This is a genomic window from Acinetobacter sp. PFS20, from assembly GCF_052261015.1.
GTDB lineage: Bacteria > Pseudomonadota > Gammaproteobacteria > Pseudomonadales > Moraxellaceae > Acinetobacter.
In genome coordinates, this window is the sequence record NZ_JBPVZE010000001.1 from 893,991 (window position 1) to 912,279 (window position 18,289).

Sequence of the window (18,289 nt, forward strand, 5' to 3'; positions counted from 1 at the left end):
TATTGAATTTATTTTGGTAAAACTTGCAGTAATTCAATATCAAAAATTAAAGTGCTATTTGGACCGATCGTGTCGCCAGCACCGACTTCACCATAAGCAAGATTGGCAGGAATAAAGAAACGCGTTTTTCCGCCTTCTTTCATGGTTTGTAGACCTTCTGTCCAACCTGCAATGACTTGGCTGAGCTGAAACTCAACTGGATGATTACGAGCAATAGAACTATCAAACACGGTTCCATCTAGTAAACGACCTTCATAATTCACTTTAACGCGAGAGGTAGCTTTCGGCTTTTGTCCATTACCTTCTTTTAACACTTGGTATTGGAGACCAGATTTAGTCGTCATAACACCAGATTTTTTTGCATTGTCAGCAAGAAATGCCGCGCCTGCTTGAGCGTTTAGTTGACCTGTTTTTTGAAATTCGACGAGTTGTTTGGCTTCTAATGTTTTCTTATAGTCATTAATCGCTTTTGCCATTTCTTCATCAGTTAAGCGTGCTGTTTTACTTTGAGCGCCTTCTTGGAGACCTTGGTAAAAAATATCAAGATTCAGATCTGTTAGTGCATCCGTATTATTACGACCCATTAAATAGCCATAACTATAACTAAATTGTTCTTTTGCTGGACTTTTATTCGTTATAGGAGTTGCAGCAAAAATAGATAAACTCATTGTTGATGCTGCAATCATTAAACCGATTTTTTTCATGCTGTTTTCCAAAAAAAAGGAGAGTAGTGTTCTACTCTCCTGAATGTTTTTATTTCACTGAAATAAGTTCTACATCAAAAATCAGTGTACTGTTTGCTGGAATGCCAGGAACTTCCTGAGGACCATAGGCAAGATTTGATGGAATGAAGAAAGTCGCTTTACCGCCTTCTTTCATTAATTGAAGTCCCTCAGTCCAGCCTGGAATAACTTGATTAAGAGGAAACTCAACTGGCTCACCGCGTTTATAAGAACTATCAAAAACCTGTCCGTTAATTAAACGACCTTCATAATGTACTTTAACAACTGACTGAGCTGTTGGCTGTTTGCCAGTACCTTCTTTGGTAATGATATATTGCAAACCAGAAGCGGTTGTTTTTACGCCAGCTTTTGATTTATTTTCTGCAAGGAACTGCGCATCTGCAGATTCAGGAGTAGCGCCAGCAGCTTGTTCCGGTTTATTTTGTTGCTGCATTTTTTGCTGCAATTCTTTTTCATAAGCTGCTACAGCAGCTTTTAACTCTTCTTGAGTATAAGCACTTGGCTGCTTGCTACGAGCATCATGAATCCCTTTCACAAATGCTTTTGTATCTAGCTCAGGTGGAGTTTGCTGAGCAACTTCATATCCAAGAACATAACTGATTTTTTCAATTGGAGAGGCATTCTTATTTGCCTTGCTTCCGACTTCTGTGGTCGGATGTTGGCTTGCATAATATACTGGTACAAGTGCAGCACCGCCTAAAACTACAGCGACAGCAATGGGTAAGGCTTTACTCATAAAAGGTTCCAAAAATAATCATTTGAGTCTAAAAGGCTGCTTTTGATCTTAGCATGCTTAAGCATAGAATGTTTAAGAAAAAAAACGAGTGGTTTTTTATATATTTTAGTTAGTTTTAGTAGGGATATACTTAAAAAAATCTTAAATAAAAAAACCGGATCATTTGATCCGGTTCTCTTATCACTTTACGATTAATCTTCTTTTTGTGCTTTATAAGCATAGGCATAGTTATAACCATAACCGTAGCCTGCGCTAGCACGTTGAATGTCATTGAGAATAAAGCCATTGACTTTAACACCCGCTTGTTCAAAGCGATTAAGTGTTAATTCGAGCTCTTTCATTTGTGATTTAGCATAACGGGCAACAATTAAGTTCACACCAGTATATTGCGAAATAATAATACCATCAGTTACTGCCAACACTGGTGGAGTATCAATAATGATGTGGTCATATTGACTTTGTAGCTGTTCAAGTAATTCTTTAAATTGGTTTGAGCTTAAAATCTCTGAAGGATTTGTTGGACTCTTACCACGCGTAATGAGATCAAGGTTTGCCACAGGAGTCTTATGTAAAACTTTTTGTAGATCAGCTTGTCCACTCAATAATTCAGAAAGACCTGGTTTAACATCAACGTCAAAATATTTGTGCATATAACCACGACGCATATCGGCATCAATCAGTAACACACGTTTATCACCTTGTGCGAAAATCGTTGCAAGATTTGTTGAAATAAATGATTTGCCTACTTCTGGTGAAGGACCTGCAATCATGATGATATTATTTTTTGCTGATGTGAGGGCAAAGTGAATCGCGGTACGGATACTGCGTAAGCTTTCAATTGCAATGTCATCACTATTTTTAACTGCAAGAATAGGGATACTCTTCTTCTTCTTTAAAATCTTAACGCGACTTTCTTGAATTGGAGAACGTGGTACTGTTGCATAAACGGGTAAATCTAGTTCATTTTCAATTTGGCCAGAATCTTTAATACCTGTACGTAGTGTATTACGTAATAGCGCAATTAAAGTTCCAATAAAGCCACCTAAGAAAATAGATAAAATTAAAATTTGTAATTTTCTAGGTTTAATCGGCTCGACGGGTTCAATTGCAGTATCTACAATTCGTACATTGCCAATTTCACCAGCTTTTGCAATACGAAGCTGTTGGTAAGAGTTGAGCAGTGCTGTATAAAGCTGAGTTTTAACTTCAACTTCGCGATATAACTGTAAATATTGGCGTTGTATATCTGGTAGTTGTTTTAATGTAGTATTTAACTCACCGATTTGTTTATTAATGGCAGTAAGTTGCCCATTAATTTCGCGCATTGCCGGATGTTCAGGAGTATATTTTGCTGCCATTTCAGCTTGTTTTTGTTCAAGCGTTGCTTTTTGGGCTTCTAAAGTAACACTTTGAGTTAAATAAAGCTCAGACTCTTTAGTTACATCAACAGTATTATATTGTTGACGGAATTTATTAAATTGACGTTCTGCATCATCAAGTTGTTTCTTAAGGTCGGGAAGTTGTTCATCCAAGAACTTTAAAGTCTGAGCAGATTCTGCCGAGCGACGTTCAATATTTTGTGCACTATATGTCGCTAAAATTGCATTTAAAACTTTAGTAATATGTTCTTTGTCTTGACCTTGATAGTTTAAACCTAATACTCCAGTAAGTTTCCCTTGTTCTGCGACGGAGTAATTTGAACTTATTGCATTCACTGCAGCAGGTAAGGATAAGTTCCTGATATTATAAGTGGTATCAAATGCATCTTTTGTAAAAATAGCAATTTTCCAAGAGCCATGTGGTCCTGTAATTTGGTTTAACTGATTTAAAGGAGCATTTAATACTACTTCTTCAGTTGTTGGGTCAGTTAAACGTAAAGATTGTTTATCAAAGTTAAGATGTAAGGTTTTATCCACATAATACGCTGGAATTTCTAATGTACGAATTTCAAAACTTTTTAGGCCATCCTTAAAGATGACTGATTTTTTATTATATTCAGTTTTATAGTCAGTATCGCTCAATAAGCGATGACTAAGAGTATTTTCTGTGCTTGAAATTTGTATATTTAGATGCAGTTCTTTAATGACCGAACCCAAAACTAAACGAGACTTTAAAATTTCAATTTCAGCTTGAGCGGGGGACTTCTGCTCAATCATATTAGATAAATCGCCTAATAGAGCAGCAGAAGCTCCTTTACTGTCTTCTACTTGAACTAGTGCATCAACGGAGTAAGTATTTGGGGTGACACGTAAGTAGAGTAGAGCACATACAATACTTAAAATAACGCACAGAGCGATAAGCTTCCACTGCGCAATAAGTGAAAAAAACAATTCTTTTAAATCGATTGTATCTTCGGTATTCGTATTTTGGTTCATAAGCTTAAAATCTTGGCGTTAAATATAAGGTTTCCAGTCAGCAATACACTGTTGAATAAGTTGACAGGTTTCATCAAACACAGCTTGATCGTGTTGATAGGGGTCGGGCACATTTCTATTCTGCCAATGACCCAAACGAAAAGTTTTTCCTTTTGCAAAAGGCCAAGTCTGTTCAATATGTTTTTGCTGGTTATGACTCATGACCAAAATAAGGTCAGCTTTTTTAATATGTTCAGAGTTTAACTTTCTGGCAATATGAGGTTGCATATCAATCCCCCAACGTTGCATGCAAAGTTGTGCTTTAGTATCTGCTTGATGACCAACAAGTCCTGAAATGCCAGCAGATTCAATATTTAATGCAGGGTATTGTTGTTTTAAAAAATATTCTGCCATGGGACTACGACAGATATTTCCGATACAGACCACTAAAATGTTTTTAAATTGCATAACAATTATTGCCCCAAACGGTCTATGTTATATAAAGCATTTGAGAAAGGAATAATCTGGTTAACCACACGCTGCCAGCGAGTCAAACCAGTCGCATCGACATAAACAATATCATTACTACGTAGTTTAAATTGATTGGCTAATCCGAAATCACCAATACTCATTAAGTTTAAATGATAAATTTCTGTTGAGTGATCATTGGGATTAGTTCGTACTACATAGATGCGACTTGCACTTGCCGAAATTGGGTTAATTCCTAAGCTTTCACCTAATGCATCAGTTAATGTCATTCCTTGATCACGCATTGGTAAAGCTTGATTTTTACCTGATTCGCCCATTACATAAATTTTCTGGTTTTCGCGTGTACTCACATAAATTGTATCGTTCGGTTGAACTAGAAGTTTATGTAGTGAATACCCCATTTTTTCTAGTTCAATCGTATTTAAATTATAGGTCTGGCCATTACGAATAAGTTGAATATAAGTATTATCACCTTTATCACTCACGCCACCAGCAAGTCCTAAAGCTGTATATACACTTACAGGCTGGTCACTTAAATAAAATTGTCCACCCTTTACAACACTGCCTTGTACCGAAAAACGCTGACCCTCATAGGATAACACTCTTACAGTTACATCAGGATTTTTTAAAAATCGGGCTAATTGACCTCTTAATTCACGATTAACTTGAGCCAGAGTTTTACCAGCGGCTTTATAACGACCTACAAGTGGAAACTGAATATAGCCACTTTGGTCAATCGGGTAACCACTCGCTTGTACAGATTGTTCATTATTAACGTTGTTTACAAGAGGAGTAATCTCAGGGTAAGCCCAAAGCTGAATTGAGAGAACATCTCCGGGGCTTAAGCGGTAAATGGGCTGTTGATTTTTAAATAGGGCTGCATAGTCACGTTGATAGTCAACTTGAGCTGGTTGTATTGCTGGTAATGTTTCTTGAGAAATTTTAACCACATTAACCGTTGTTCCAAGGTCGGTTCTATAAACGCCTTCATTTGGAATATCGTAAGTTTGTAAACCGGAAGTAACTGCGCAGCTGGCAGCACTTAAACTTAAGGCAAGAACAGAAAAAAACTGACAATACTTCACAAGCAACCCTTTGTGTATTTATCTTTAATTGATACTGTCTGTATCATTAATCATATAGCATTAAATGCTTAGGTTTAGACAGAGATGGTCTGATTCTAGCTGAAAAAAAAATAAAAAACATAGAAAAAAACGTAGAGCTTTGTATGTTTAATTTATACCAATGCATTTTACCACATCATTAGTTAACCTCTCCGGAATTAGTAATTTGATGAAAAGATAAATTAGCTTATCTAAAAAGAACCTAACATCTGTAAACACTTTTATACAATTGAATTACGGTTAATAAAAAAAAACTGATATAGTTACGCACGACTATATTTGGTCAATATGTATCATTATTTAATATATACAATTTGTAAGGAATAAGGCTAACTTTTATGCAACTTGCCGATTTAAGAATAGCGATTATAGGTTTAGGTTATGTAGGCTTGCCATTGGCGGTTGAGTTTGGAAAAAAAGGGCCAGTAATTGGATTTGATATTAATCAAAAACGTATTGATGAATTGAAAAGTGGCCAAGACCATACGCTGGAAGTTACACCTGAAGAGCTAAAACAATCAAAAAAGTTAAGTTTTAGTGCAGATTTAGATGACTTGAAGCAAAGTAATTTTTTTATCGTAACTGTTCCAACTCCAGTTGATCAGGTTAATCGTCCTGATTTAACTCCTTTAAGAAAAGCAAGTGAAACCGTAGGGCAAGCTTTAAAAAAAGGCGATATTGTTGTATATGAGTCTACAGTATATCCAGGTGCTACTGAAGAAGTTTGTATTCCTATTTTAGAAAAAGTCTCTGGATTGAAATTCAATCAAGATTTCTTTGCTGGTTATAGTCCTGAACGTATTAATCCAGGTGATAAAGTTAATACATTGACTAAAATTAAAAAGATTACCAGTGGTAGTACACCTGAAGTAGCAGATACTGTAGATGCAGTGTACGCAAGCATTATTACTGCAGGCACTCATAAAGCAACTAGTATTAAAGTTGCAGAGGCTGCCAAAGTGATTGAAAACACGCAACGTGATTTAAATATTGCGTTAGTAAATGAGCTTTCGGTTATTTTTGATCGTATTGGTATTGATACTTTAGATGTTTTAGAGGCTGCAGGTAGTAAGTGGAACTTCTTACCGTTCCGTCCAGGTTTAGTTGGTGGGCATTGTATTGGTGTTGATCCTTACTATTTAACTCACAAAGCAGAAGAAGTTGGCTATCATCCCCAAGTGATTCTTGCTGGTCGTCGTATTAATGACAATATGGCACGCTATGTAGCGCGTAACACGATTAAACTTATGCTTCAAAATGGTATTGATGTACCGCGTGCAAAAGTTGGTGTACTCGGAGTAACTTTTAAAGAAAACTGCCCTGACATCCGTAATAGTAAAGTAGCTGATCTCATTAAAGAGTTAGAGTTCTGGGGAGCACAAGTTGTTGTGGCAGACCCGTGGGCAGATGCAGATGAAGTGAGGCATGAATATGGTGTTGAGCTTGGAACAGTTGATGCTCAAAACCCTGTAGATAGTGTCATTGTTGCGGTAGGTCATAATGAATTCCGCTCACTTTCTGCAAATGAACTGCGCAGTTATATGAAGAGTGAAAAACCTGTATTGGCTGATGTAAAGAGCCTATTTAACCGCACAGAAATGTCAGATGCAGGTTTCACCGTATTCCGTCTCTAATTTTATCTTATTATTAAATTGAAGTTTTGATCATGAAAAAATTTGCACTTATTGGTGCTGCTGGTTATATCGCACCACGTCATTTAAAAGCTATTAAAGAAACTGGTAATACCTTAGCGGTTGCTATGGACGTAAATGACTCAGTCGGGATTATGGATAGCCATTTTCCCGAAGCAGAGTTTTTTACCGAGTTTGAAGAATTTGAAGCTTATGTAGAAGACCAAAAACTAAAAGGTGAAAAGCTAGATTACGTGGCGATCTGCTCACCGAACTATCTTCATGCACCGCATATGAAATATGCCTTGAAAAATGGTATTGAGGTCATTTGCGAAAAACCATTAGTGCTTAATTCAGAAGACTTAAACATGCTTTCTGAATATGAAAAGCAATATGGTGCTAAAGTAAACTCAATTTTACAATTACGTTTACATCCTTCAATTATTGCACTACGCGATAAAGTTCAAGCTGCACCAGCCGATAAGATATTTGATGTTGATCTTACTTATTTAACTTCTCGTGGTAAATGGTATCTAAAATCATGGAAAGGGGTAGACAATAAATCAGGTGGTGTAGCAACTAATATTGGTGTGCATTTCTACGATATGCTGCATTTTATTTTTGGCAAAATTGTTAAAAATGAAGTGCATTTCCGCGATGAAAAAACCGCTTCAGGTTATTTGGAATATGAGCGTGCACGTGTACGTTGGTTCTTATCAATTGATGCGAATAACCTCCCAGAAAACGCGGTACAAGGAGAAAAGCTGACCTATCGTAGTATTACTATTGAGAATGAAGAGCTAGAATTCTCAGGTGGTTTTACTGATTTGCATACACAAAGTTATCAGCGTGTATTGGAAGGCAAGGGTTACGGTGTTGAAGAAAATCGTGCAGCGATTGAGACAGTTGAAGTAATTCGTGTTTCTCCAATTGTTGAAAATCCAGAAAACCCACATCCACTATTGGCAAAGGTGAAAAAAGCATGAGCTTTTATCAACATGAAACTGCCATAGTAGATGATGGCGCACAAATTGGTGATGATTCGCGTGTTTGGCATTTTGTTCATGTCTGCGGCGGGGCGAAAATTGGTAAAGGCGTATCTTTAGGTCAAAATGTATTTGTTGGTAACCGAGTTGTGATTGGCGACCACTGTAAAGTCCAAAATAATGTATCTGTTTACGATAATGTATTTTTGGAAGAGGGCGTATTTTGTGGCCCAAGCATGGTCTTTACGAATGTCTATAACCCGCGTTCTTTGATAGAGCGTAAAGATCAATATCGTGACACTTTAGTAAAAAAAGGTGCCACGCTAGGGGCAAATTGTACGATTGTTTGTGGTGTTACTATCGGGGCTTATGCTTTTGTTGGTGCTGGTGCTGTAGTTAATAAAGATGTACCTGCGTATGCACTTATGGTAGGTGTACCCGCTAAACAAATTGGCTGGATGAGTGAGTTTGGTGAGCAAATTGATTTGCCTTTGCAGGGACAAGCCCAAGCTATCTGTTCTCATACTGGGGCAGTTTATCAACTCGATGGAACGACACTGACAAAGCAGGGTTAATATGATTGACTTTATTGATTTAAAAGCACAACAAAATCGAATTAAAGATAAAATTGATGCGGGTATTCAAAATGTTTTGACTCATGGTCAATATATTTTAGGTCCAGAAGTAACTGAGTTGGAAGAAAAGCTAGCTGCCTATGTAGGGGCTAAGCACTGCATTACTTGCGCAAATGGTACAGATGCCTTACAAATCGCACAAATGGCATTTGGTATTGGTCCAGGTGATGAAGTAATTACTCCTGGATTTACGTATATAGCAACGGCTGAAACAGTTGCACTTTTAGGTGCAAAACCTGTTTACGTTGATGTAAATCCGAAGACTTATAATTTAGATGCTGAAAAATTAGAAGCAGCAATTACCTCTCGGACCAAGGCTATTATTCCTGTAAGTTTATATGGTCAGTGTGCGGACTTTGATGCAATCAATGTGATTGCTGCAAAATATGGCATTCCTGTAATTGAGGACGCTGCGCAAAGTTTTGGTGCAACCTACAAAGGCCGTAAAAGCTGTAATTTAAGTACAGTTGCTTGTACGAGCTTCTTTCCAAGTAAGCCATTAGGTTGCTATGGAGATGGCGGTGCTATTTTTACCAACGATGATGAGCTTGCTAAAGTAATCCGTCAGATTGCGCGACATGGTCAAGATAAGCGATACCACCATATTCGTGTCGGTGTGAATAGCCGATTAGACACTATTCAGGCTGCAATTTTATTACCAAAATTAGAAATTCTGGATGATGAAATGCAAGCACGTCAAAGAGTAGCTGAAACTTATAATCATTTATTTAATCAAGTAGGTGTTAATACTACTCCTTTCATAGATGTGCACAATACGAGTGCTTGGGCACAATATACGATTCAGGTTGATAATCGTACAGAAGTTCAAGAAAATCTAAAAGCACAAGGTATTCCCACAGCCGTTCATTATCCAATTCCTTTGAATAAACAGCCGGCTGTGGCTGATGTAAGTGTGGAGTTGCCTGTAGGTGATGCAATTGCTGAAAGAGTTATGAGCTTACCGATGCATCCTTACTTAGATGAAGTCAAAATTATTAAAGTTGTAAATTGTTGGAAATAAAATGAAAATATTAATGCTTGCACCCTATTCTTCACCTATTGTTCAGCGTTTATCTAAAGCTTTAGAAAAATATAGTGAATGTGAGGTGTGGGTTGCAAGCTTTAATGTGGAAACTGATTTAGAAAAAAAAGTAATTAGTTTAGGTGAAATTAATAGTTTTATTGATTATTTCAAATTTTATAAAGTTAATAAATTAGTAAAAAAACTAAATCCTGACATAGTGCATGCTCATATTATTAATCATTATGGGATTATGGCTATATTCCAGAAAAAGCCATTAATAGTAGGTTTATGGGGTTCTGACGTTATGTTGGCACCGAATAAAGGCTCATTTTTAAAGAGAGAAATATTTAAGTTAATTAATGCCATAGTTATAAAAAGAGCAAATTTGATGCATACCTCTTCTAATCATATATTGGAGGAGCTGATAAAAAAACATGGAAAATATATTAAAAATAAAACTAATGTTTTTTACTGGGGGTTTCCCGTAGAAGAGCCTTCACATACTAATTATCAATTGATTCAAGCTATGTTGAAAAAGGAATATAATATTGAAAAGGATAATCATTTAATAGTTTTTCCTAGAGGGCTATCAAAAGTATATGATCCAGATAATGTTGTAAAAGTTATTAAAAAACTCTTGAATATTAAAGAATTGAAGATTGTTGTTTTGCGTGGTTTCTCATCTGAGGAAGATGTTAAAAATTTTAAAGATAAATTAGGAGCAGAAGGAGATAAAATAATCTTTATTAATAGATTGCTAAATACAAATGAGTTATACGTTCTTTATAGTCAAACAAAATATCATGTATCTATTCCTATTTCTGATGCTTTAGGAGGAGGGGTGATTGAACCATTCTTAAGAGGAAGTTTTCCGATATTAAGTAATATAAAACCATATAAAAATTTTGTAGAGCAAAATTCAGGTTTTATCTTAGAAGATTACTCTGAATTTGGCTTGAATAATTTGGAGAATAAAATATTAAATGATCAACTTAAAGTAGGAGGCTTGGCATTAAAAAATACTGATTATTCGGCCCAAGCAATAGTAGAAAAATTTAAGAAACTTTATGAAATAGTTTTAAAATGAATATAAAGAAAATTTTACATTTTAGTATTGGGCCTATTGGAGCTGCTGTTTTAGGTATTGTAACAATACCTATGTTAGCTTGGCTGTTTTCTATTGAAGACATTGGTCGGTTTAGTATCTTACAAATTATTTTGAGTTTTTCTTGTATTTTATTTACTTTAGGTTTAGATCAAGCTTATGTAAGGGAATATCATGAAACAGATAACCATGGTGTATTATTTAAAACAACATTAATAACATCAATTGCACTTTGTTTAATATGTGTATTTTTTTTATTATTTAATATTAGGCTAATAGCACAATATGCTTATCATATTTCCTCTGCTTTATTGTCATGGATGACGATAATATGTGTGCTTTTAACAATATTTTTGAGATATATATCTTTAACAATAAGAATGCAAGAAAGAGGGTTGTTATATTCTATTAGTCAGTTTTCTCCAAAACTAATATTGTTGTTAGCAATTCTTTATTTGTATTTTTTTGGCCAAAGTACTTTTGATTTTAAAAACCTAATAATAATACAAAGTTTTTCTTTGTTTTTTGTTTTTTTAATATTTGTCTTTTTTACTAGAAAAGAATTTTTGCAGCTCTTTTATGCAAAATTTAATGTTTCTTTACTGAAAATAATGTTGGCTTTTGGATTACCTCTAGTTATTAGTGGATTAGTTTTTTGGTTAATGCAATCCTCTTCTCGAATTCTTCTTCTAAAATTTTCTACATTAAAAGAAGTTGGTATTTTTGGAGTAGCAACTAGTGTAGCAGCAGGTTTTAGTGTTTTAACTTCCATTTTTAATACAATTTGGGCTCCATCAGTATTTAAGTTAATTAAAGAAGGAAAAGGTAGAAATGAGGTCGAAAAAGTTAGCGAGTATATTGCCTTATTAATTTCTATTGTTGTAATTTTTATTAGTATTTTAATGCCTATAATCCCTAAGTTTTTACCTAATAAATATTTAGGAATTGAATATATAGTGCTCTTATGCGTTATGCAACCGTTGTTTTATACCTTATCTGAAGCTACCGCAGTGGGTATTTTAGTAAAAAGAAAAACAAAATATTCTGTGCTAATAAGTATTTTAGGTCTGATAGTTAATTTAATTTTATTAGTTATTTTAGTACCATCTTATGGAGCACTAGGAGCAGCTATATCCATATCAGTATCTTTTTGGCTGTATTTTATTTTGCGCACTGAATTCTCTAAAATTGTATGGGAGAGTATTAATAGTAAAAAAATATATTTATCTACATTTTTATGTCTTAGTTTTGCGCTAAGTGTAGGAATAATGCATTTAAATTATATTTATACTGCTATTGGGGCTTTTCTTTTACTTATTTCAAATGTTGCTATATTTTTAAATATTTTAAAGATGAGTTTTACTTCTTTAATTAATATTTGGAAATGTAGGTAAGATTAATTATTTAAAGGTTTGGTATGAGTAAAGATGATATACTAATAAATCTGGCTTCTTTTGGTCTAGTTTCCTCATTAGTTTTCCCATTTTTTTCTTTTTTTGGTTTTGGTCTATATTTAACTAGTTTAATTTCCATTATTTTGCTTTTTTGTATTTTATTTTACAATGTAAAAATAGGTTGGTTTACAATTCTTGTTTTTTTATTATGTTTAACTGTCTTTGTTAGTTCTCTATACTCAAATGCTTTTGGTTTTTCTGTTTATAATTTTTCTAATTATTTAGAGGCTTTTAAATATTTTCAATATATTCCGTATATTATAATTTTTCATAGTGTTAATAAACATATTTCATTTGATATTTTTTTGAAGTATATTTATTTTGCTGTATTTATATATTTGCTAATTTTCTTTTTACAATTAATTAATCCATTAAATTTAGGTTATTTAGTTAGTATTTTTTATTTGGGCGGAGCTAGCAGTCCTCATCTACTTGGTATTGAAACTGGTTTTAGGTTACCAATAACTGGCTCAAATCCTAATGTAGGGGCAGTTATAGGGGTATTTTTTACTTTATTTTTCTTAATATTGTTTGCTTATAGGAAAAGTAAAACTGCTTTAATTATTTTTATATGCTGCTTTATTTCTGTTTTTTATACTCAGAGTCGTACAACTTTAGTTGCTTTAATTGTTTCTTTAGTGTTTTATGCTTTTTTATCTAAAATTAGATTAATATATAAAATCTTAGTTCCTATAATTTTGGGGGCAGGAGTCTTTCTTATATTTAAATATCTTGATTTATCTTATATTGTGAATGGATATGAGTATGCGAAAGAAGGTGATAATAGTAGTGTAAATGCTCGTTTAGATACATTGGATATGGCTATTAATGTGTTTTATAGTTCACCTATATTTGGTGTGGGTCCATCTAAGGAAGAATACACCACAAATTTTGACTCTGAATATATTCTTATATTAATGAGATATGGAATTTTAGGTTGTTTAGTTTTTTCCTCTTTAATTTTCTATCTCTTAATTAAGGGTTTTAAAAATAGAAATAATGTTGCTGGTTTAACACTGTTTCTATATACCATTGCAACGTTAATTATTATGTTGACTAATAATGCTTATAGTGGATATCAATTAATGTCTATAACTGTATTATTGTATATTATTATATATTGTGATGCTAAACAGAAGGTAAAGCTATGAAAGTTGCACATTTGACTTCTGCCCATCCTCGTTTTGATACGCGTATTTTTGTTAAACAATGTTGTTCTCTTACCCAAAGTTACGATACTTATTTAGTTGTGGCTGATGGAAACGGGAATGAAGTCAAAAATCAGGTTAATATTCTTGATGTTGGTAAGTTTAATGGCCGCAAAGACCGTATGCTTAATGCTCCTAATGCTGTATTTAAAAAAGCGCTTGCTTTAGATGCAGAAATTTATCATCTCCATGATCCTGAGCTTATTCCAATCGGTTTAAAACTAAAAAAAATGGGAAAAAAAGTTTTCTTTGATGCCCATGAAGATTTACCTAATCAAATCATGTCCAAGCATTATTTGAATCCTATATCTAAAAAGATCATTGCTTTTTTAGTTAAAACTTATGAAAAATATGCTTGTGCTAAATTAGATGGTATTGTGGCAGCAACTCCATTTATTCGAGATAAATTCCTTAAAATTAATAAAAATACAATCGATATTAATAATTACCCAAAATTAGAAGAGTTTAGCTCAATCCCTACAAATGCTTTAAAAGGTAATCAAGTTTGTTATATCGGTGGTTTAGCAGATGTGCGTGGAATTGTTGAAATGGTTCAAGCAATTAATTCAACACAAAGTGAAGCAAAACTGGTACTTGCTGGAGATTTTTCAGATAAAGACCTAGAGCAATCTGTAATGGAAATGGAAGGATGGGAAAAAGTTAACTTTCTAGGCTATGTAGGCCGAAATGAAATAAAGAATACCTTAACTTCATCTGTTGCGGGTTTAGTTGTTTTACATCCAACACGAAGCTATTTAGATTCATTGCCTGTAAAAATGTTTGAATATATGTGTGCCGGAATACCTGTAATTGCGTCAGATTTCCCCTTATGGCGCTCTATTGTAAATGACGCACAGTGTGGGATTTGTGTTGATCCTTTAAAACCTTATGAAATTGCTAAGGCTATAGATTATTTTATAAATAATCCTGATAAGGCTAGACTCCTTGGAGAACAGGGCCGAGCTGCAGTTTTAGAAAAGTATAATTGGAGCATTGAAGAAAATAAACTTTTGAATTTCTATTCAAGTATTTTGGATATTTGAAATGATGAAAAATAAAAAAACATTTTGGTTTATTAACCAATATAGCTCAACTCCTGAAACAGCTATGGGCGGTCGACACTATTATTTAGCACAAGAGTTAGCTAAAAAGGGCCATCAAGTTTATGTGATCGCGGGACGTTATAGTCATTTGCTTCGTAATCCGAAGAAATTTGAGGGACAGTATCTCGTTGAGGAAATTATTCCTAATTTCTCATTTGTATGGGTGAATTTACCAGAATACGAAGAAGCACATAGCAAACAACGTGTATTAAACTGGTTTAAGTTTTCATGGCTTTTGCGTACTTTGGCAAATGTAATTCCAGTAAAACCTGATGTAATTTTATATTCTTCGCCTTCACTTATTGGTTATTTGGGGGCTAAATATTTAGCTAATAAATTTAATACTCCTTTTATCTTTGAAGTGCGGGATATTTGGCCTTTAACATTAATGGAATTAGGGGGGCATTCTCCAAGCCATCCATTTATAAAATTTATGCAATGGATTGAAGACAGAGCTTATAGAAAAGCTGATTACGTATTTTCAAATTTATATAATGCTATTGAACATATGCAAAGTCGGGGGTTAGATAGTAGTAAGTTTCACTGGATCCCTAATGGGGTACCTTTAGATGAAGTGTCTCAAAAACAACCTCTAAGTACAGAAGCGTTTACTCAATTACCTCAAAATAAATTTATCGTTGGTTACACAGGAACAATTGGTATTGCTAATGCTATAGATGACCTTATTGAAGCAGCACAGATGCTATCAAATAATCCACATTTACATTTTGTTCTTGTAGGTTCGGGAAAGGAAAAAGATAATTTAATACAAAAAGTTAACTCTTTGGGCTTAAAGAATATTACTTTTATTGATGCAATTCCCAAGAAGCAGATTCAGTCAATGCTTGAGCAATTTGATGTTTGTTATATAGGTTGGCAAAAAAATCCACTTTACCGTTTTGGTATAGCGCCCAATAAATTACCTGAATATCTATATGCAGGTAAGCCAATTATTCATGCCTTTTCTGGTAAGGGCGATATAGTTCAGCAAGCGCAAGCGGGAATTACGATTGAAGCAGAAGATCCTCAAGCAATCGTAGGGGCGGTAGAACAATTATATGCACTTACTGCAGAGCAAAGGCAACAGCTAGGTGCCAATGGTAAACAGTTTGTATTACAAAACCTTGAATATGCCATGATTGCAGAAAAACTCGAAAATATTGTTTTTAAGGATAACTTATGAAACGTTTAGTCGATATCATTATTGCTTCTATAGCATTAATTCTGCTTTCACCTTTATATTTTTATGTTGCATATAAGGTGAAAAAAAACTTAGGTTCACCAGTATTGTTCCGCCAAATTCGTCCTGGTTTACATGGTAAACCGTTTGAAATGATTAAATTTCGAACTATGAAAGATGCAACAGACCCTCAAGGCAATCTTCTGCCTGATAATGAGCGCTTAACTCCATTTGGCAAAATGCTCCGCGCTACCAGTTTGGATGAAATGCCTGAGCTTTGGAACGTCATTAAAGGTGATATGAGTATTGTAGGTCCAAGACCTTTACTGATGGAGTACTTGCCACTTTACAATAAAGAACAGGCAAAGCGTCATGATGTACGTCCAGGGATGACTGGTCATGCTCAAGTTAATGGACGTAATGCAATTGGCTGGGAAGAAAAATTCAAACTTGATACGTGGTACGTAGAGAACAGATCGCTTTGGTTAGATTTTAAAATTATGCTACAAACCGTAAAAAAAGTAATTTCTAAAGATGATATTAATGAAGTGGGTGAAGCGACGATGAGTAAATTCACTGGTTCAGTAGAGAAGGAGATAGAGAAGAAATGACAATAATTATTGGTGTTTATGGTGCTAGTGGTTTTGGTAAGGAAGTTATGCCTTTGGTGCGTCAGCAGTTCCCAACATTAAGTAAAGAGCAATTTGCTTTTATTGATGATAGCCAAGCTGGAACTATTTTAAATGGATATCCAGTACTAACTTATTTTGAATTTATTAGTAAACCAATTGATCACAAAGCTATAACAATTGCTATAGCAAATAGTGTTGTTCGGGAAAAGTTAGTCAGTCTTTTAGAAAAGGATGGTATACAGCATTTAGCGGTTCAAGCTACAAATACGGTAATTCTTGATGAGGTTGAGATAGGAGAAGGGAGTTTACTTTGCCCATTTACCTGCTTAACTTCTAATATAAAAATTGGAAAGTTTTTCCACGCTAATATTTATAGTTATGTGGCTCATGACTGCGTAATTGGAGATTATGTTACATTCGCCCCTGGCGTGAAGTGTAATGGCAATATTCATATTGAAGATCATGCATATATTGGTGCAGGAGCAATTATTAAGCAAGGTACACCTGATAAGCCTTTAGTGATTGGTAAAGGTGCTATTGTTGGTATGGGTGCTGTAGTGACTAAAAGCGTACCAGCTGGTGTAACAGTTGTTGGCAACCCAGCCAGAATTTTAGAAAGTAAGTAAGAAATATTTTTTATTAGGAAATCAAAATGTTAAATACTGCATTTGAACCATGGCCAAGTTTTACCATAGAAGAAGCTGACGCAGTCAAAAATGTATTACTATCAAATAAAGTAAATTATTGGACCGGTCAAGAATGTAGAATTTTTGAAAAAGAATTCGCAGATTTTTCTGATACAAAATATGCGGTAGCTTTGGCAAATGGTACCGTGGCATTAGATGTCGCATTAAAAGCTTTAGATATTGGTGTAGGTGATGATGTTATTGTGACGTCTCGTACCTTTTTAGCTTCAGCAAGTTCAATTGTAACCGCCGGTGCTAATCCTGTTTTTGCCGATGTAGAATTAGATTCTCAGAATATTTCACGACGTACGATTGAAGCTGTCATTACACCAAATACGAAAGCGATTATTTGTGTACATTTAGCTGGTTGGATGTGCGATATGGATCCGATTATGCAACTTGCTGCTGAGCGTGGTATCTATGTTATTGAAGATTGCGCACAGGCTCATGGTGCAAAATATAAAGGTAAAGCTGCAGGATCAATCGGTCATATTTCTGCTTGGTCTTTTTGCCAAGATAAAATTATGACAACTGGTGGTGAGGGCGGTATGGTCACCACAAATGATGAAGCACTTTGGAAAAAAATGTGGTCATATAAAGACCATGGGAAAAGCTACGATAGTATTTATAATAAACAACATCCTCCAGGTTTCCGCTGGTTGCATGACTCATTTGGTACTAACTGGCGCATGATGGAAATGCAAGCTGTTATTGGTCGAATTCAGTTAACACGTATGATTGAATGGACAAAAAAGCGTACTGAAAATGCCGGAAAGATTTTAAAAGCGTTTGAAAACTCTCCTTACTTTAACGTTCATGTCCCTTCTGATGACTATGTACATGCATATTATAAATGTTATGTACAAGTGAATTTAGAGACGTTACCAGAAGGTTGGACACGTGATCGTATAATGCAAGAAATTAATGCCAAAGATGTGCCTTGTTTTAGTGGCTCTTGTTCTGAAGTTTATTTAGAGCATGCTTTTGATGGTACTCCATGGCGTCCAGAAAAACGTTTGGAAAATGCACAGCAATTAGGTGACACAAGCTTGATGTTCTTGGTGCATCCGACTTTAAGCCAAGATAGTATAGCAAAGACAATTAGTGCAATTAATGCAGTTAGTAGAGCTATACAATCATAAAAATGTGAAGCTATTCACATAGCTTTCTTTTGAATTATGATCTGATTTAAAGTTATG

The 18,289-nt window shown here is 34.6% G+C and carries 17 protein-coding genes; 12 read left to right on the forward strand and 5 right to left on the reverse strand.

Features of this window, described 5'->3' with window-relative positions; all coding sequences use genetic code 11:
• Nucleotides 1–8 precede the first annotated feature (8 nt).
• The 5 genes from ACS125_RS04275 to ACS125_RS04295 all read right to left on the reverse strand — a co-directional run bounded on the left by ACS125_RS04275 (nucleotide 9) and on the right by ACS125_RS04295 (nucleotide 5,407).
• A complete protein-coding gene (locus ACS125_RS04275) occupies nucleotides 9–704 on the reverse strand; it encodes an FKBP-type peptidyl-prolyl cis-trans isomerase (protein WP_443270717.1) in 696 nt (231 codons plus the stop codon).
• A 49-nt stretch (nucleotides 705–753) separates the two neighbouring features.
• Entirely contained in the window at nucleotides 754–1,479 is a 726-nt protein-coding gene (locus ACS125_RS04280; protein ID WP_144735257.1) for an FKBP-type peptidyl-prolyl cis-trans isomerase, read from the reverse strand.
• A 191-nt stretch (nucleotides 1,480–1,670) separates the two neighbouring features.
• Nucleotides 1,671–3,854, reverse strand: coding sequence for a polysaccharide biosynthesis tyrosine autokinase (locus ACS125_RS04285; RefSeq protein WP_443270719.1), 2,184 nt, complete (start codon nucleotides 3,852–3,854; stop codon nucleotides 1,671–1,673).
• An 18-nt stretch (nucleotides 3,855–3,872) separates the two neighbouring features.
• Nucleotides 3,873–4,301: a low molecular weight protein-tyrosine-phosphatase gene (locus tag ACS125_RS04290; protein WP_443270721.1), complete on the reverse strand. Its 429-nt coding sequence runs from the start codon at nucleotides 4,299–4,301 to the stop codon at nucleotides 3,873–3,875.
• Nucleotides 4,302–4,306: 5 nt separating this feature from the next.
• Entirely contained in the window at nucleotides 4,307–5,407 is a 1,101-nt protein-coding gene (locus tag ACS125_RS04295) for a polysaccharide biosynthesis/export family protein (RefSeq protein WP_443270723.1), read from the reverse strand.
• Between the two features lie 377 nt (nucleotides 5,408–5,784).
• Here ACS125_RS04295 and tviB point away from each other — a divergent pair, with 377 nt between their 5' ends.
• The 12 genes from tviB to ACS125_RS04355 are packed head-to-tail and all read left to right on the forward strand — an operon-like array spanning nucleotide 5,785 to nucleotide 18,232.
• Nucleotides 5,785–7,080 carry a Vi polysaccharide biosynthesis UDP-N-acetylglucosamine C-6 dehydrogenase TviB gene (gene tviB / locus ACS125_RS04300; protein WP_443270725.1) on the forward strand — a complete coding sequence of 432 codons (1,296 nt, stop codon included), beginning with the start codon at nucleotides 5,785–5,787 and terminating at the stop codon, nucleotides 7,078–7,080.
• 32 nt (nucleotides 7,081–7,112) lie between these two features.
• Nucleotides 7,113–8,063 (forward strand): Gfo/Idh/MocA family protein, encoded by a 951-nt coding sequence (locus ACS125_RS04305; RefSeq protein WP_263032640.1) that lies wholly within the window; start codon nucleotides 7,113–7,115, stop codon nucleotides 8,061–8,063.
• Nucleotides 8,060–8,638, forward strand: a complete 579-nt coding sequence (gene wbpD, locus ACS125_RS04310; RefSeq protein ID WP_151828241.1) for a UDP-2-acetamido-3-amino-2,3-dideoxy-D-glucuronate N-acetyltransferase — start codon at nucleotides 8,060–8,062, stop codon at nucleotides 8,636–8,638. The genes ACS125_RS04305 and wbpD overlap by 4 nt, the downstream gene beginning before the upstream one ends.
• A gap of 1 nt (nucleotide 8,639) precedes the next feature.
• Nucleotides 8,640–9,719: a DegT/DnrJ/EryC1/StrS family aminotransferase gene (locus ACS125_RS04315; RefSeq protein ID WP_443270728.1), complete on the forward strand. Its 1,080-nt coding sequence runs from the start codon at nucleotides 8,640–8,642 to the stop codon at nucleotides 9,717–9,719.
• 1 nt (nucleotide 9,720) lies between these two features.
• Nucleotides 9,721–10,809: a glycosyltransferase gene (locus ACS125_RS04320; protein ID WP_443270730.1), complete on the forward strand. Its 1,089-nt coding sequence runs from the start codon at nucleotides 9,721–9,723 to the stop codon at nucleotides 10,807–10,809.
• On the forward strand, nucleotides 10,806–12,221 hold the full coding sequence (locus tag ACS125_RS04325) for an oligosaccharide flippase family protein (protein ID WP_443270732.1): 1,416 nt from the start codon (nucleotides 10,806–10,808) through the stop codon (nucleotides 12,219–12,221). Before ACS125_RS04320 ends, ACS125_RS04325 begins: the two co-directional genes overlap by 4 nt.
• Before the next feature lie 23 nt (nucleotides 12,222–12,244).
• Nucleotides 12,245–13,432: an O-antigen ligase family protein gene (locus tag ACS125_RS04330; RefSeq protein ID WP_443270734.1), complete on the forward strand. Its 1,188-nt coding sequence runs from the start codon at nucleotides 12,245–12,247 to the stop codon at nucleotides 13,430–13,432.
• Nucleotides 13,429–14,532: a glycosyltransferase family 4 protein gene (locus ACS125_RS04335; RefSeq protein ID WP_443270736.1), complete on the forward strand. Its 1,104-nt coding sequence runs from the start codon at nucleotides 13,429–13,431 to the stop codon at nucleotides 14,530–14,532. Before ACS125_RS04330 ends, ACS125_RS04335 begins: the two co-directional genes overlap by 4 nt.
• A 1-nt stretch (nucleotide 14,533) precedes the next feature.
• On the forward strand, nucleotides 14,534–15,775 hold the full coding sequence (locus ACS125_RS04340) for a glycosyltransferase family 4 protein (RefSeq protein ID WP_443270738.1): 1,242 nt from the start codon (nucleotides 14,534–14,536) through the stop codon (nucleotides 15,773–15,775).
• Entirely contained in the window at nucleotides 15,772–16,383 is a 612-nt protein-coding gene (locus ACS125_RS04345; protein WP_443270740.1) for a sugar transferase, read from the forward strand. The genes ACS125_RS04340 and ACS125_RS04345 overlap by 4 nt, the downstream gene beginning before the upstream one ends.
• Nucleotides 16,380–17,030 carry an acetyltransferase gene (locus tag ACS125_RS04350; protein ID WP_443270742.1) on the forward strand — a complete coding sequence of 217 codons (651 nt, stop codon included), beginning with the start codon at nucleotides 16,380–16,382 and terminating at the stop codon, nucleotides 17,028–17,030. The genes ACS125_RS04345 and ACS125_RS04350 overlap by 4 nt, the downstream gene beginning before the upstream one ends.
• Nucleotides 17,031–17,056: 26 nt before the next feature.
• Entirely contained in the window at nucleotides 17,057–18,232 is a 1,176-nt protein-coding gene (locus ACS125_RS04355; RefSeq protein ID WP_443270744.1) for a DegT/DnrJ/EryC1/StrS family aminotransferase, read from the forward strand.
• Nucleotides 18,233–18,289 lie beyond the last annotated feature (57 nt).